Here is a 15,297-nt window from a genome sequence, read left to right on the forward strand (position 1 = left end):
ATTGTTAGCATTAACAAAAGGTTCCATTTACGTGGCATTGCTGTCTTTTTTTGCGTTTAGCTTTTGGTTATATATTATTTATTACTCGTAAATCACGGCATGAGGGCCTGCTACCCGCACTTTCAGGTGGTGGATGGCTGCCAGTACCTGTGCGGCTTTTTCCGGATCCATGCCGGTTGGCAGTTCTGTGGTATACCGGGTTGACTTCACATGGTCTGCCGTGGTGCTGATACTGATACCAAAGTTCTTTTCCATCAGTATTACCATGTCATCGAACGACACGTCGTTAAATACCAGCCTGCCTTCTTTCCATCCGGGCAAACTTTCATCTACAGAGGCTACTCTCATTTGCCGGTTCGCTTTATTATAGATGAGCTCCTGGTCGCGCTCCAATACCTGTAGCTGCTCGTGGTTGGTGGCGATGCGCACTTTTCCGGATACCACGCCTACGGTGAGCGTTTGCATGTCTTTATAGGCGGCTACATTGAAGGAAGTACCAAGTACCGTAGTGCGCACGGGGCCGCTTTCTACGATAAAGGGCAGGTTGGGGTTTGTTTTCACGTCAAAGAAAGCTTCCCCATCGATGAGTTGCAGGGTTCTTGTCTTGGATAGATCTTCCGGCACCTGGATGGTAGTACCGGCGTTCAGGGCCAATAGGGAGCCGTCTCCCAGGTGAATGGTAATTCTTTCCCCCACGCGGGTGGTATAAGTGGCATAACGTGGTGCAGTGCTGCGGGAATGAAGCATAAACCAGGTGGCGCCAGCGCAGGCCAGTAACAATATAACTGCCGCCGCCCTGATCCAGGGCTGCCTGAGATAAAACGTTTTAGCCACTACAATTTGCGGTTGTATACCCTGCCATATTTCCTGCTTTACCCGGGCCTGCTCTGCTTCGTTCATGTTGGGCAACACATCGGCATCAAAAAGTTGATACCATTGCTCCACCGCCTGTTGCTCCTCCCCCGAGGTATGCCCCAGCATATATTTCTTAAAGAGTTGTCTGATTTTACTGACTTCCAATGCCTGCGATTTTATTACTTATCTGAAAAAAATTGATCTGGTACTAGTCCACTGGAAAAAAAATTTTACCCGCCAGCCTATCGCACATACTTCTCCCCTGGTTGATCACAACCAACGGAACAGGATAGTAAGGAACGGATTAATGGTGATTATGTACGTGGAAGAACAGGTATAGCAATACCAGGGTCCAATCGCTGGTAGAAGAGGCTTTGAGGGAGGTACGGAGCCTTTTCAGCGCATCCGTCAGCTGGTTTTTCACCGTTTGCTCCGACAACTGGAGCATACGCGCAATATCTGTAATGGTATGATCATCTTCCCGGCTCAGGCGGAAAATCTGTTGCATTCGGGCGGGTAGCCGCCCTATCTCCGCTTCAATACGTACTTGCAACTCTTTCGCCTCCAGGGTATCTGCTGCTACTTGATTTTCAAAAGTGTCGAAAAAACCGGCTCGCTTAATTTCTGTTGCGGTAAATGCATAATGACTGATCACCCGGTACCGGATGGCGGTAAACAGGTACCGTCCCAAATCGCCTTCCTGTTTCACGCAGATCTCCTGCCTCCTTCTCCACAAAGTGATCATCACCTCCTGCACCATATCTTTTGCCTCATCTTTATCCACCCGCTGGCAAGCCTTTAAATAAAGGGCCTGCCAGTATTTATCATAAATAGATTCAAATGCGGCTGTATCATCTTGCCTTATAAGCTGTAGTAAATCACCATCGCCCATCATTATTGCGCATATTAAGTGGCCAAATACGCCGGAAAAATAGTGATAATCTTTGGGAAAAGCGGAATGTTGAAAGCGGAAAGCGGAAAGCAAAAAGCAAAAAGCTATCGAAGCGAGTGATTATCGCGGATAATTATCCGCATTGGTCATTCGCTTCGATAGCTTTTTACTTTATGCTTTCCGCTTCTTACTGCTTATCCCACCATACCCGGCTGCTCAGGTCATCCGGCCCGCCCAGGCGTTGCACGGCTGCATCGTAATGCGCTTTATTCAGTAATGCCTCCCTGGAAGGGTATCCATGACGGCGGGGAATTTGCCCATCGCGGGTTTGTGCATTGGCAGGTGGCTGTAACCTGGGAAAGCCCGTTCGCCTCCACTCATACCAGGCTTCCCAACCATTGAGGAATAGGGATACCCATTTCTGCGTACCAATCTGCTCCAGCGCATGGGTTGGGTCGTAAGCTACACCAGGGGTAGCAATGCAGGTGGCATAGGCCGCATCGGAATATACGCCAAATTGCTGCAGGGAATATTTAATACCGTTGAGATAATAACCCGCGGCATCTGTATCATTGCCAGGTATCCAGCCCAGCTTCACCGCTTCTGCCAGGGCAAACTGTACTTCGGCGGCGGTATACACATACACCGGCGACTCTGGCTTACGCATCCCCGCTCCCAACATGGACATAGCGCCAAAGTTGGTATTGATGACGCCATAAGGCTGCCCGTGGTATAAACCATCTCCGGCTTTGTCGCCAAACTTCGGCAAACGGGGGTCATTATTGGCCAGCAGCATATCTACCAGCGTTTTGGACAACGCATAAGGATTATTGTCTACCCGCCAACTGTACGACCAGTAATTTTCATTGTTCTGATCGCCTGCCAGGTAATTGTACACCACATTGTCCTTATTATCTGTGATCACACCATCGGCCAGGGCGGCATTAAATTCTGTCTTCCCTTTGGCAGCATCTATTTTCGACAAACGCAGGGCCATCACCAAACGCATGGTATTGGCAAACTTTTTCCATCTTGACGGGTCACCTCCGAATAAAATATCTCCCTTTACATTTACTCCTCCATCAAACTGCGCGGCTGCCGATTTTAATTCTTTGAACAGGTCATTGTAAATGTCCTGTTGCCTATCGTAGGCAGGAGTAAGATTATCGTTGCCTTTCAGGGCTTCAAAATAAGGTACGTCTCCCCAACGATCGGTCAGGTGTAAAAAGAAATACGCCCGGAGGATACGTGCCACGGCCAGCTGGTTGGCATTGGAGCCAAACGACAGCGCCTGGGCCTTCCTGACAGGATCGGAGTTTACGCTGATCACTACCTGCAAATCGTTTAATGCTCCCTGGTAGTAGCCAAAATCCCAGTTACCCTTTACGTATACTCCTTCCCGTTGATAAGTCATTTCGGATAAATGCTGCGCGTATAAGGGCGCTTCCCGGATAGGGCTACCACTGCTGCCGCCAATGGTCGACGCCATATCCCTGATAACATTGGTGAGCAGATAGCCGGTATAAGGCTTCGTAGGCATGTTAGGGTTGGTATTAATATCCCCGAAATCGCCCGGCTTACATCCGTACAGTGATAATACCAGCAATAGTATATAAGTAATATATTGACGCTTCATAAGTAAATATTTTGATAGCCTACAATACCAGTTTCAGGTTAAAGCCAATGGTGCGGGTTGCCGGCACCTGTCCCCTTTCCTCCCAAAAACTTTCCAGTTCGGAAGTGTCGATGCCTTTCAGGGCTGTATAAATCAACCACGGATTCTGTGCATACAAGGCTACATTCAGGCTGTTGACACCCAAACGCCTGGTCCAGGGCTTTGCTGCAAAAGTATACCCCAGGCGCAGCTCCCGCAGCTTTACATAACTGGCATCGAAAATAAATGGCGGCGCCACTTTGTTAAACAGGTAAGTCCAATAGTACGTACGTGCTTCCACGTAACCGTTAAATGGCGTGCCATCAGCCAGTACGCCATCCGGCTTGATACCGCCGCCCTGGGCTACCGGCAAACGCCAATCGATACCTTTGTCGTTGGTGCCTACGGTAGCCGGATCCAGGCCGGTACCCAGCAGGAACATCTTGGTGAGCGACAGGAATTTACCACCTACCTGGTAGTCGATGGAAAAGCTAAAGTCGAAATTCTTATACACAAAGGTGCTACCCAATCCCCCGGTAAACTTGGGCAGGATAGAACCCAATGGCTGGTTTTCGTTGGTCAGGTACGCACCGTTGGCGTTGAGTATGGGTTTACCATTCGATGCGCTTTCTATCGGTTTGCCATTGGCGTCTTTGGCCTGGTAATATTGAAAGGTAGGCCCTACCAGCAGGCCCCATTCGGCGCCCTTGCGGTGGTCCAGCTCCAATCTTAGTCCATTTTCCCGGGAGGCTGCCAGGTAGTTGTCCATATTGGCCGCCAGGTCAATGACCTTCGATTTATTGGTGGCGATATTAGCATACAGATCCCAGCTGAAATCGCGATTTCGTACGGGGGTAGCCGTTATAGCCAGGTCCACTCCTTTACTCTGTATTTCTCCCAGGTTAGTCAGGTAGCTATTGTAGCCATTGGTTTCGCTGATCTGCAGGCTGGCCACCTGTTTGGTATTTTTATTCTTGTAAACGCTTACATCAACGCCTACACGGTTGTTGAAGAGCTTCAAAGCCAGTCCCGCTTCTATGCTGGTGCTCAACGAAGGCGACAGATGAGGGTCTATCAGCTGGTCGGGCGTATTCAACGCCGGGGAACTGCCATAAGGGTTTTGCAGGTTATACCCGGTGTTGATGGCGTAGATACCAGCATCTGATCCGGCCTGCGCCACCCCTAATCTTACTTTACCAAAGTTTAGCCAGTTACTCTTCGGCAGCAGCTCTGTAAAAATAAAGCTACCGGATACGGAAGGATAGAAATAATAGTTCTTCGCAACCGGCAAGGTAGATGACCAGTCATTACGCCCTGTTACATCTATATATAACAAATGCCGATATCCCAGCGACAGCTTACCATATACACTTCGAACTTCCTGTTCAAAGTAATCGTTGAACGCATTGGGCCGTTGGTTAGAAGCTGTGATGGCGTATAAGTTGGGCACACTTAATCCCCCCACAGTGTTGGCTTCATTACGGGTCATTTTATAATGACGGATATTGCCGCCCAACAATGCGTCGACCGACCAGTCACGCAACTGCTTATTGTAGTTCAGGGTCATTTCGTAGTTGAACTCACGTGGCAGCGAGGAGCCGGATTTGTACCAGTCTTGCTTTACGGTACCCGATGCAATGCGATCGTCGTAATCATCTACCATGATATCGGCGCGTACCAGCGACGTTAACTTCAGGTTCGGCAAAATCTTATAGTTGAACCCGGCGTTACCAAACACGCGGAAGTTGGAATAGCGGCGATAGCTTTCATAGTACACGCTGTAAGGGTTATCGCGCTTGCGCGGGCGTAAGGCGGTAGCAGAATCATTGCCGTTAGGGCCCAGGATATTCCAGGTACGGTAGGTGCCATCCGGCGTTTTGTAGGGCCATAACCGTTTCATGTCCACAGAGCGTTGAAACTCCTGGTTAAACTGCGCCATGATACTACGCTGATTGGAGTTACCGCCATCATAAGGTTCGGCAATCTGCTTCGTGGTTACTACATTAATGTCTGCAAAAACAGAAAATTTATCGGTCACATCAAAGGTGCCGGTAAAATCAATGAAATTACGTTTACGGTTGGCGTTGGGATAGATAAGATCCCGGTACTGGTTGGCATACGACAAGCGGTAAGACGCCCGCTCGGAGCCACCGGAAAAAGCTACGCTGTTATTGAGGTTGATACCGGTGCGAAAAAAGTCACGGATATTATTGGGATGCGATACAAAGGGTGTTTCCTTACCAAAGTCGTCACCAGGATACCAGCTAAACCACTCTCTTACCATGGTGCCATCCATTTTTGGCCCCCAGCTCTGGTCCATATAATATTGCACCATTTTTTGTCCATCGAATCGTTGCCAGTCGGCCGGGTGTTTGTTGGGATCAAAATGAAATACGTCAAAATTGGTATTATCTCCTGCACCATAAATATTCTGGTATTGCGGGATCACCGACAGCTTTTCAAAAGCGGTACCGGAGTTAACTTCCACCCGCATACGCTGATTTCTTTTGCCTGTTTTGGAGGTCAGCAATACGGCGCCGGCAGCAGCCCGGATACCGTATAGAGCGGTAGCTGCAGCACCTTTCAGCACGGAAATAGATTCTATATTGTCGAGGTTAATATCGGTATGAGAAATGATGGTACCGTCCAGTACATAAATCGGGGAACCGCCTCCCAGGCTGTTGGCGCCGCGTATCCTGATGCCGGCATCGCGAAAAGTGGAGCTGGGAGCGCCTACCAGCTGGGCGCCGGCAATCTTTCCTGCCAGCGCTGTTTTGAGGTCGGTAATCTTGCTGGTACCGACCTGTTCTCCGCCTATTTTCTGTACAGCATATCCCAGCGAGCGTTCTTCTCTTTTAATGCCTAAAGCCGTTACCACTACTTCTCCCAGTTTCTGTAAATCTCCTTCCATGTTAACGTTCAAGGTACCTTCTTCTGCAACAGGGACTTCCTGTTTTTTGGAGCCGGTTAAACTGAATACCAGGGTAGATGGTACGCTTTTGAGCTTGATAGTATAGCGCCCGTTTTCATCTGTAACAGTACCGTTGTTGGTACCTTGTTCAATGACGGTTACGCCGGGAAGAGGGCCGGTTTTGTCGGTAACGATACCGCTGGCTTTCTTTGCAGGTCTGCCGGGGGCAGTATCCTGTGCCGCTCCCGGTAAAATGACGATGACGCCCGACTGTTCATTCACCATGGATTTCGTGTTTTTCAATATGCTGGCTAATATCTCACGCAGGGATTTGTTGTCGTATACCTGCCGGTTTACCGGGAAATTCTTTAGCTGGTTGGCATTGTAGGCAAAATTGAGCCCGGTTACTTTTTCAATTTCTTTCAGGGCGTCCAGTGCATTACCGGCGGCAATGGTCACATGGGGGATTTTTTTGTCGAGCTGCGCGCCGGTTTGCCCTACCATGGTGTTGCTCCAGGCCAATGGCAGCAGCCATAAAAACAATCGGAGTACTTTTGCCCTAAATAATTGGCAAATAGATATCCTTTCTCTAATTTTAGAAATGAGAATCATGAGCTTACATTTTATGTGAGAGTTTTTCAGCAGCATTCGTTAGGGCGAATGCTGTTTTATTTTACATAGACGTGAATTTTGTTTTGGTCGTCTTTCTTACCGAACCGCACATTACTAATGGTTTCTACAATTGTCAGCACCTGCGGCAGGGGCATACTTGCATTGAAGGTGATTGTCCGCAGCGAATCGTCGGGCAGCGAATGCCGGTCAAATGTTACCCCGTAAATCATTTCCAGGCGTTCCAGGATAGCGGATAAAGGTTCTTCCCGCATGATGATGCGACCACTGGTCCATTCATCGCCTTGCAGGCCATCATCATGACTGCTGGTAAAATGACCAGTTCGGGCGTTTACCAGCATCATATCGGCTGGCAGCAGGTTACCCAGTACTTTATTGGTGGTACCTATCTGTACCTTTCCTGTTTTCACCGTAATCTTCACCGTATGGGCACGTGCATATTTCATGACATTAAAAGAGGTGCCCAGCACTGTAGTGCTGATACTGTCTGTAAACACCCTGAAAGGAATAGTAGCGTTGGTATGTACATCAAAAAAGGCTTCTCCCTGGTGCAGGGTAATTACCCGGTCGTTTTTATTAAAAGCGGTACTGTAACTGAGCCGGGTACCGGCATTTAATATAACGATGGAACTATCGGGGAGCATTACCCGCTTTTGTTCTCTCGCCCCGGTGGTGATCCAGGTAAGGGCGGCAGGCCTATTAGCGGAGCGCTGTTGCCATAGCCAGGTAACTCCGGCCAGTAGTAAAAGCGTAGCGGCAGCCACAGCAATGCGGGCAATGCTGATAATATGGACACGTGGCACAGGGGCTTCGGCTCTCGCCATAATGCCGCTCAGCAGGCGTTGTTGGGCCTGTTGCCGCTCTTCTTCCGAAGCAAATGGAGTGGCTTTGTTCCCGTGGCTCACCCGATCCAGGAAGTCCGCTATTTTTTTGTCTCGTCGCCGCATAATAACCGGTATGTGTACACGAAGACAATCGGGCGGTTATTTTTTGATCAGGCGGATCTCTTATTTAACATTTCGTTAACAAATGCTATTTTCGGAGAAGTCGTCGCTTTACATTGGCCAGCTGATTACGAACGGTATGTTCTGAAAGGGAGAGTTGATCGGAAATTTCTTTGATATTATGGCCTTCGAGGAGATAAAGGCGCGCAATGGCCCTCATTTTTCCCGGGAGCGCCTCCAGGTGGCAGAGTAAGCGCTGTATGTAATCTTTCCGGTCTATAGTGGCATCTTCTTCTGCCAGCTGGCCCATACTGTTGAACAACGCCTCATAATGTGCGTTTTTCACTGCATTGGCTTTTAGAAAATTATAGATCCGGTTTTTAAGACTTTTATAAAGGTAGGCTTTTACGTGATGGTCTATATTAAGACGCTTCCGCCGGTCCCAGATATGCAAAAAAAGTTCCTGCAGTATATCTTCTACAGGCGCTTTGTCTTCCAGTATCTTCCAGGCATACCCATACAACTCCTCCCAGTACCGCATATACAATGCTGTAAAGGCTTCCATGTTATCCTCCTTGATAAGATGAAACAATGATATGTCTGTTAAATGGGTTGTCATATATTGAATGATCGCACCTGACGAAATTACTTTTATCCGTTTACCGGGTAAACGAATGTTACATTATTAAAACATTAATTAAGTTGGTCTGATTTATGCCATAGGGGGGCAATGTAGCGCAGACAATGCTTTTCATAACGGCTGAAATTATATTTTGGTTGTACAACGATTCTTTTTGAAAATTAATCAAATTGTAAGAAGAAATCTGAAAAAAAATGACATTTCAATATCCCGATTACCTTATATACAGCTATACCAAAGAAATCTTTTTGTTTAAATTCGTATCATGTCAATAAACAGCAACCGGAATCTGTCGCAGCGGGTACAAGGAATGGTTCATAATATTATCGGTGATCCACTTCATATTTCCCTCGAGAACCGCATTTTTAATACCATCTGCGCCATCGCCATCTTTATTATCGCTTTTAATATCCCTTATAATTATGCCACGGGCCTAACCGTCACCTCCTTTATATTTGTGATCCTGACGCTGATATTCGGCTTTATCTATTACCTGTCGAGGTTGCGGAAACAGGTAAACCTGGGAGTAGCCCTGGCGGTGATCAGCATCAACGTGATGTTTGGTATCAACTACTTTTACAGCAGCGGCATAGAAGGCGCTTCTTTGTTGTCCTTCACCCTGGCTTTTTTCCTGATCATGCTCATTTCCCCGGTCAAACAATACTACTGGTGGCTGGCCTTCAACCTGGTGACTGTAATCGGGTTAATTTGCTACGAATACTATCACCCCAATTCCGTATTAAACGTTTATAAAACCCGCGGAGATATTTTTGAAGATATGACCCCCACTTATATCACCTGTATACTGGTCATTTTTGTAGGTACCGTCTACCTGAAAAATGCCTACAACCAGGAGAAAAAAAGAGGGGAAGAAAAAAACCGCAAGCTCGAACTACTGAATTCCGAAAAAAGTAAACTTTTTTCCATTATCTCCCACGACCTGCGTAATCCCATGGCCTCTATACAATCGTACCTGCAACTGATGCGGGATATAGAGCTCGACGCGGAAAACAAGGCCCAGATAGAAACAGAGCTGCTATATGTTGTTAACAGCACCCAGGAAATGTTGTATAACATCCTGGTATGGTCTAAAACACAGATGGACGGACTTAATACCCATCTCACACCTGTAGATGTAGCTACGGCCATACACCCTATCCTAAAAATCAATAAAATGGCGGTAGTCAAAAAGAAGATTGCCCTCGACATCAATATAGATGCTTCCATTAAAGTAATGGCCGATATGAATATGCTACAGCTGATTGTCCGCAACCTGGTAGGCAATGCAGCAAAATTTACTCCTGCCGGCGGAGCTATTTACATCCGTACCAGCAGAACTGCCGATGCCAAATGCCGTATTGAAGTAAAAGACAGCGGTAAAGGGATCGATCCGGCCAGGCAGGCAGATATATTTTCGCTGAAAGTAAGGTCCACCTTCGGTACTGATAATGAAAAAGGAATTGGCCTGGGGCTATTTCTCTGCAAGGAGTACACCTTAGCGCAAAAAGGACAGATCTGGTTTGAAAGCAATGAAACAGGTGGCAGTTCCTTTTTCCTGGAACTTCCCCTGGCGGGCAATTAACCCGGCTGGGTTACCGGACCGCTGGCCTGGCCCTCAAGGCCGTCCAGGTATCATTGATAGACACGCTGCTGACAGCCTCCAATCCCACTTTTTCAAAGGCCACCCATACCGTTTCTCTTTTGATATCACTTTTAATACTGCCGGTACCTTTGGGATAACAAGCCCAGTAGATACAATCCGGCTTCCCCACTCCTACAGTAGCCTGTACCAGCTGCTCCAGCTCCTTTTGGGTAGTCGCAAATACCTGCACAAATTCATAGGCGCCCTTCTTTTGGGCCGCCGGACGCTGATCGTACGCCACGTCGCCGATTAAGGTGGTATATACCTCCGGCGCATTGACAATTAAAGCGCTTCCAGCTTTATGAAAGTATAATTTCTTCAATACTGCTTCTCCCAACATTACTTTTTGATTTAAATGTAGAGCAATTTAAAAAAACGCTGCTCATAAAAGTGGCTGTCCGGTAACCGGACAGCCACTTTATCTTTCAACTTAAATATCAGAGAAACATTCCGCCGGAGGCCTCAATACGCTGGGCGGTAATCCAACGGGCTTCCTCTGTACACAGGAATGCCACAATTCCGCCAATATCATCCGGTACGCCGGTACGGCCCAACGCCGTTTGCGACCTGATATGCGCAATAGCCTCAGGGGCATGCTCAAATACGGACCGGGTAAAATCTGTTTCAATGATGCCAGGAGCTACTACATTGGCGGTAATACCACGACCGCCCACCTCTTTTGCCAGGTAACGGGTAAATACTTCAATACCGCCTTTCATGGCAGCATAAGCAGCGTATCCAGGTGTAACGAACCTTGCCAGGCCGGTCGATAAATTAATGATACGTCCATGATCGTTCATAAAAGGCAATGCTTTTTGTGTCAGGAAAAACACGCCCTTTAAATGTACCTGGAATAGTTCATCAAACTCTTCTTCCGTTGTTTGTGTAATCAACGCCCTCCGGTCAATACCTGCGTTGTTGACGAGGAAATCGAACCGGCCATTGCCATTGTCCTTCTGCAGGTAGTCGGATAACGTAGTAAAGAACGCGTCAAATGCTTTGGTATTCGCGGTATCCAGCTGAAAAGCGGCGCCGGATGTTCCCATTTCGCGGATAGTCGTTATCACCCTTTCCGCTTCTTCCTTATTGCTTTTATAAGTGATCAGTACCTGGTAACCCTGTTGTGCCAGCTGTAGTGCCATATTTTTGCCTAATCCGCGGCTGCCGCCGGTAACCAATGCTATTTTGTTTTTCGTTGCCATTTGTTTATTTTTTGATAGATCAAATTTCCGGCAAACGGCTTAACTGTTTGTGGTGATAGTTTAAGTATTTATGGTGAGTACTTAAGTTCTTTGCCACAAGAAACAAAGTGGGGCAAAGCAGGTGATGTATATTTGATAAGCTTTTAATTAAATGGATAATATTCTATTACGCTTTACAGGCGCCACTATTGGTCGTTTTTATATACCATCCTTTACGGTGAGTCCCGGCGAGGTAGTTATCATTGGATTGCCAGGTGGGCCCTACTTTATGGAAACGGTTAGATTAATGGTGCCCCAGCTCCAGGAGATATCCCCTTTCATCTATGCAAAAAAAATCGGGTCCAGGTCTTTTTGGCGAAAATTGATCCCCGAAACGGTACAGTCCTACGTGACAAAAAATGGGAATCCCCATCATCCAATTATCCGGGAGATATACCAGCTGCCAAATGTTTATCCCCACAGTAATATACACCAGGTTAATGCGAACGATCAGGCCATTATCCAATTGTGTTGCGCCTTATCGCTCTCCAATGCTATAATGGCCGACTTCCAGGCGGTGGGAGTAGCCAGGGAAGATTTATTCCTGGAGCTGGTCACACAACAGGTGCAGCGTCACCAGGGTGCAGCTTTATTATTCGACGAGTGCCGGGATCTACAACATCGGTGTACCCGGTTTATTACAGCGGAATACCTGGGGGATGCCTTATAATGCGGTTTTTGGGACAAATTGCTGCACAAATTCGCTGTAAGCATCTTTCATGGGCAACTCGGTATTGCTATACAATTGTCGTCTTTTTACGGTGACCGCTTCCTGGGTCTTTACATTAAAGCCTTCCTTTTCCACCTCTGCCCAATAAATGCCAGTTCCCCGCTTCTGCCATTGAGGTAAATCATTGAAATTGAGGCCATAGGAAAATAACAACTCGTTCTTATCCGCCGCGCTGGCGCCGGAGAGTCGCTGGGCGGCTTCATTCCGGGAGTAGCCATCCTTTCTGAGGCGCCAGTAGCAATGCGCTTCCAGGGCATTGCGGTAAGCATCTTCATTACGCCAGCGAAAATAATCTACCACCAGCCTTTCATGGGGAAATTGGGAAATACGGCAATCGAAGGTAGCTACGCTTCCCAACAACATAGAAAACTTAGCGCTGGCTTCCCCGGCCAATATAGAATGATACTTCCGGAGTTTGCGTGAAAAGGCGGCTTCATTAAAATCAAACAGTAACGAAATTTCATCGCTCTGGGTATAACCATATACCACGTGGAAGCCGCAATTCATCAAATGTTGAGTAGTGGCAATCATGTAATCCCTGAACCGCTCATCAAATGGAGCTTCAAAAGCATGTGTTTCTTTAGTGAGACGGGTAAATCCCCGTCCATCGATCCTGGCTACCATATACATTTCCGGTAAAACCACCAGATCGTGCGCAGTTTCATACAACCGCATCTTCTGGTCTAATTCATCAAATTTCATTCTTCCAGGGTTTAACGACAAATAGATTATCAACAATTTCTACGAAATATAACTCATCAAATCCTTCTCCCGGTGAAGGCAGTTCCAGGCGGTTATAAGTGCCGCGTATTCCTACTTCCGGGATCAATGCTTTGCCTGAGCGCTGGCTGTTTCGCGCCATCGCACCTTCCAAGGCTGACTGAAAATAATACCCCGTTATTCTAAATTTATGCTGCCTGGCAAGGGCAATATACCGGGCACGGTCGGCCCTTGCCGGGTTCGTATTATCAGATACGAAAGCCTGCTGCATCGAAAAACAAAGTTCAAGAAAACGGTTTTCCTTGTTGCGCGTATGCAGTTGATCCATAGAAATCCGCATATGGGTGTCGAAAAATCGCTCCCTGTAAAAAGAAGATTTACCCGTGGCCTGTATGCCACAAAAAATTACTGCTTCCATCTATATTTATTCACTAATCTTTTTAACAGCCAGGTTCGACAATGTAATCAATCCTGCGCTGGCAATAATGGCCCCGCCTACAAATGGGAAGCCAGCCCCTATCAGGTCCGCCATGCGGGCGGAGAACAGGAATTGCAGGCAGAAAAACATGCCCGCTACCCCTAAGCCTATGGCGGTTAATGCCCCCCATTTTACGAGCAAACACATAAACCCCTCCCCCTCCTCCACGATTTTGGAAAGCGCTGTTAAACCTGCACCCGCAATAATAGCGCCCCCCGCGAACGGAAACCCTGCGCCGATCAGGTCTTCATGAAGAGCAGAAAAAAGAAACGGAAAACAAAAAAGCATACCGGCAGTGCCGGCGGCGATGGCTACCAGGGAGGCCCATCTTACTACAAGTGCGATCATAGAATATTGGTTGGGATAAATACTAATTTACGATTTAATATTGCGTATATGCAAAAAATATTACGTTCCGCTGATACGATAAACGCAGCGGCGCTGCCCTGATGGCAAATGCTCGGTACGTGTGATATGCGCCTTCTTTCCAAGTACTTCGGTAAACATGTCCTGCTCCGACTGGCAAAACCATTGACAGCATTTGGCAGCGGCATGAATAGGGCAGTGATTTTCTATCAAGAGAAAGCTGTCACCTTCTTGTTGAAACTCCGCCATGTAACCATCCCGTTTGCGGAGATCTGCCAGCACACGTACTTTGCTCTCCAGGTCTTTAATGTCTTTTAATGCCTCGCGGTATTTTTCTACGATGCCCTGTGCGGTAGCACGCAATACTTCCCCCATCTTTTCCGGCGACAAGGTGCTACTCATCGTACACAGCAGGCGGGTGGCCAGATCCTGGTGCCTATCCGGAAACCGGGCATGCCCCGCTTCTGTCAGCGACCATATCTGCTTCGGTCTTCCCCTGCCTTTGGCCTCTGTGCTGGCCTCTACCAGGCCTTCATTGGCCAGCTTAAGCAACTGGAAACGCGCGCCCTCCATCGTTATCTTCAGCTCCTCCGCCACCACACACAAGGCCTGAGGCCCTTTTGTCTTCAGTACCCAGATGGCCCGGTCATTCTCCGGAAAATTATTATTCATAATAAACAAAGTGTTTATTTGGTTTATTCAGTAAAGATACTATCTTTGTTCCATAACTAAAACGAAACGTGGCAAACCTACTACAGGCCTGGTATACAGGCCATGGCAGCGTCTGCGTTTTCCCATCTGTCAGCTGGCCGGGCCCTCCGGCTGATAGCTTGTAATAATAACGCGGTTGCCATACACCCGGCACTGCCTGTTTACTTACACATAAAATCCATTGCGATGAAAATAGCAATATTAATAGGGAGTATACGCCAGGGAAGGCAATCCCATAAAATAGCACATCATCTTCAGCAGGTATTACAGCAACGGGGCCTGACCACCGACCTGGTCGACCTCGCCGACGTCCAACTGCCGATGCTGGAAGAACGCGTAGGTAAGCATCCACAACTGCCGCATACAGCACAGGAACTCAGCAACCGGCTCCATGCAGCAGATGCCATTATCCTGGTTACGCCGGAATATCACGGGAGCTTCTCCGGCGTACTGAAAAATGCACTGGACTACTTCTACGCCGAATTCAACAAAAAGGTAGTTGGCACAGTAGGCGTCAGCGCAGGGAAATTTGGCGGGATCAATGCTGCATCACAGCTGCAGCAGGTCATCCTCAGCCTGGGCGCATTTCCGCTGCCGACCAAATTGCTGGTACCAGAAGTATACGGCGCATTCAATGACGGACACGAACTGACGAATGAACACACCACCCGGTCGGCACAAAAATTCATCGATGATTTCTACTGGCTGGCATCTGCCGTCCAGGAGAAGAAACAATTACAACCACTCGCCGTATAACACCCGGATATAGCGGAAGAAACGGGCTTCTTCCGCTATATTCTTCCCCCAATTTTTATCCCCCAGGAGCAAAAAAATTGTGATATCTTGCTCCCCTTTACAATATTTGCAGTGCGGATTCGTCTCC

General features: G+C 47.7%; 15 protein-coding genes. 3 read left to right on the forward strand and 12 right to left on the reverse strand.

Translation table 11 applies throughout. The annotated features are described in order from the left end of the window. Positions 1-81 precede the first annotated feature (81 nt). The 6 genes from HGH90_RS04785 to HGH90_RS04810 form a co-directional block, all read right to left on the reverse strand. Complete coding sequence (locus tag HGH90_RS04785; RefSeq protein WP_169190505.1) at positions 82-1,020, reverse strand: FecR family protein; 939 nt, start codon at positions 1,018-1,020, stop codon at positions 82-84. A 139-nt stretch (positions 1,021-1,159) separates the two neighbouring features. Next, positions 1,160-1,750: an RNA polymerase sigma factor gene (locus HGH90_RS04790; protein WP_168763891.1), complete on the reverse strand. Its 591-nt coding sequence runs from the start codon at positions 1,748-1,750 to the stop codon at positions 1,160-1,162. Between the two features lie 184 nt (positions 1,751-1,934). Continuing rightward, the gene (locus HGH90_RS04795) at positions 1,935-3,383 is read right to left on the reverse strand and encodes a SusD/RagB family nutrient-binding outer membrane lipoprotein (protein ID WP_169190506.1); all 1,449 of its coding nucleotides are present in this window, start codon (positions 3,381-3,383) and stop codon (positions 1,935-1,937) included. A 19-nt stretch (positions 3,384-3,402) separates the two neighbouring features. After that, positions 3,403-6,855, reverse strand: a complete 3,453-nt coding sequence (locus HGH90_RS04800; RefSeq protein WP_168763893.1) for a SusC/RagA family TonB-linked outer membrane protein — start codon at positions 6,853-6,855, stop codon at positions 3,403-3,405. A gap of 125 nt (positions 6,856-6,980) precedes the next feature. Further along, the gene (locus HGH90_RS04805; protein ID WP_168763894.1) at positions 6,981-7,889 is read right to left on the reverse strand and encodes a FecR family protein; all 909 of its coding nucleotides are present in this window, start codon (positions 7,887-7,889) and stop codon (positions 6,981-6,983) included. 85 nt (positions 7,890-7,974) lie between these two features. Then, positions 7,975-8,505: an RNA polymerase sigma factor gene (locus tag HGH90_RS04810; RefSeq protein WP_168763895.1), complete on the reverse strand. Its 531-nt coding sequence runs from the start codon at positions 8,503-8,505 to the stop codon at positions 7,975-7,977. 286 nt (positions 8,506-8,791) lie between these two features. On the opposite strand from HGH90_RS04810, the gene HGH90_RS04815 reads away from it, so the two are divergent. Next, positions 8,792-10,108: a sensor histidine kinase gene (locus tag HGH90_RS04815; RefSeq protein ID WP_168763896.1), complete on the forward strand. Its 1,317-nt coding sequence runs from the start codon at positions 8,792-8,794 to the stop codon at positions 10,106-10,108. Positions 10,109-10,118: 10 nt separating this feature from the next. Here HGH90_RS04815 and HGH90_RS04820 read toward each other — a convergent pair whose 3' ends face one another. Together HGH90_RS04820 and HGH90_RS04825 are read right to left on the reverse strand one after the other, a co-directional pair. Further along, positions 10,119-10,508: a hypothetical protein gene (locus tag HGH90_RS04820; RefSeq protein ID WP_168763897.1), complete on the reverse strand. Its 390-nt coding sequence runs from the start codon at positions 10,506-10,508 to the stop codon at positions 10,119-10,121. Between the two features lie 97 nt (positions 10,509-10,605). Further along, the gene (locus HGH90_RS04825) at positions 10,606-11,370 is read right to left on the reverse strand and encodes an SDR family NAD(P)-dependent oxidoreductase (RefSeq protein WP_168763898.1); all 765 of its coding nucleotides are present in this window, start codon (positions 11,368-11,370) and stop codon (positions 10,606-10,608) included. A gap of 151 nt (positions 11,371-11,521) precedes the next feature. On the opposite strand from HGH90_RS04825, the gene HGH90_RS04830 reads away from it, so the two are divergent. After that, positions 11,522-12,079: a hypothetical protein gene (locus HGH90_RS04830; RefSeq protein WP_169190507.1), complete on the forward strand. Its 558-nt coding sequence runs from the start codon at positions 11,522-11,524 to the stop codon at positions 12,077-12,079. Here HGH90_RS04830 and HGH90_RS04835 read toward each other — a convergent pair. The 4 genes from HGH90_RS04835 to HGH90_RS04850 are packed head-to-tail and all read right to left on the reverse strand — an operon-like array spanning position 12,074 to position 14,375. Beyond that, positions 12,074-12,841, reverse strand: coding sequence for a tRNA(His) guanylyltransferase Thg1 family protein (locus HGH90_RS04835; protein WP_169190508.1), 768 nt, complete (start codon positions 12,839-12,841; stop codon positions 12,074-12,076). The genes HGH90_RS04830 and HGH90_RS04835 overlap by 6 nt on opposite strands. Next, on the reverse strand, positions 12,831-13,277 hold the full coding sequence (locus tag HGH90_RS04840) for an AAA family ATPase (RefSeq protein WP_169190509.1): 447 nt from the start codon (positions 13,275-13,277) through the stop codon (positions 12,831-12,833). Before HGH90_RS04840 ends, HGH90_RS04835 begins: the two co-directional genes overlap by 11 nt. 6 nt (positions 13,278-13,283) lie before the next feature. Continuing rightward, a complete protein-coding gene (locus tag HGH90_RS04845; RefSeq protein ID WP_169190510.1) occupies positions 13,284-13,685 on the reverse strand; it encodes a hypothetical protein in 402 nt (133 codons plus the stop codon). Between the two features lie 60 nt (positions 13,686-13,745). Next, a complete protein-coding gene (locus tag HGH90_RS04850; protein ID WP_168763900.1) occupies positions 13,746-14,375 on the reverse strand; it encodes a helix-turn-helix transcriptional regulator in 630 nt (209 codons plus the stop codon). 225 nt (positions 14,376-14,600) lie between these two features. Here HGH90_RS04850 and HGH90_RS04855 point away from each other — a divergent pair, with 225 nt between their 5' ends. After that, a complete protein-coding gene (locus HGH90_RS04855) occupies positions 14,601-15,170 on the forward strand; it encodes an NADPH-dependent FMN reductase (protein ID WP_168763901.1) in 570 nt (189 codons plus the stop codon). Positions 15,171-15,297: the final 127 nt, after the last annotated feature.

The sequence above is a fragment of the Chitinophaga sp. Ak27 genome, from assembly GCF_012726295.1.
GTDB lineage: Bacteria > Bacteroidota > Bacteroidia > Chitinophagales > Chitinophagaceae > Chitinophaga.

Bases quoted from the DNA above. Each gene is read 5' to 3' on its own strand.
- HGH90_RS04790 (WP_168763891.1), bottom strand. From the start codon at position 1,750: ATGATGGGCGATGGTGATTTACTACAGCTTATAAGGCAAGATGATACA.
- HGH90_RS04795 (WP_169190506.1), bottom strand. From the start codon at position 3,383: ATGAAGCGTCAATATATTACTTATATACTATTGCTGGTATTATCACTG.
- HGH90_RS04805 (WP_168763894.1), bottom strand. From the start codon at position 7,889: ATGCGGCGACGAGACAAAAAAATAGCGGACTTCCTGGATCGGGTGAGC.
- HGH90_RS04810 (WP_168763895.1), bottom strand. From the start codon at position 8,505: ATGACAACCCATTTAACAGACATATCATTGTTTCATCTTATCAAGGAG.
- HGH90_RS04815 (WP_168763896.1), top strand. From the start codon at position 8,792: ATGTCAATAAACAGCAACCGGAATCTGTCGCAGCGGGTACAAGGAATG.
- HGH90_RS04820 (WP_168763897.1), bottom strand. From the start codon at position 10,508: ATGTTGGGAGAAGCAGTATTGAAGAAATTATACTTTCATAAAGCTGGA.
- HGH90_RS04825 (WP_168763898.1), bottom strand. From the start codon at position 11,370: ATGGCAACGAAAAACAAAATAGCATTGGTTACCGGCGGCAGCCGCGGA.
- HGH90_RS04830 (WP_169190507.1), top strand. From the start codon at position 11,522: ATGGATAATATTCTATTACGCTTTACAGGCGCCACTATTGGTCGTTTT.
- HGH90_RS04835 (WP_169190508.1), bottom strand. From the start codon at position 12,841: ATGAAATTTGATGAATTAGACCAGAAGATGCGGTTGTATGAAACTGCG.
- HGH90_RS04840 (WP_169190509.1), bottom strand. From the start codon at position 13,277: ATGGAAGCAGTAATTTTTTGTGGCATACAGGCCACGGGTAAATCTTCT.
- HGH90_RS04845 (WP_169190510.1), bottom strand. From the start codon at position 13,685: ATGATCGCACTTGTAGTAAGATGGGCCTCCCTGGTAGCCATCGCCGCC.
- HGH90_RS04850 (WP_168763900.1), bottom strand. From the start codon at position 14,375: ATGAATAATAATTTTCCGGAGAATGACCGGGCCATCTGGGTACTGAAG.
- HGH90_RS04855 (WP_168763901.1), top strand. From the start codon at position 14,601: ATGAAAATAGCAATATTAATAGGGAGTATACGCCAGGGAAGGCAATCC.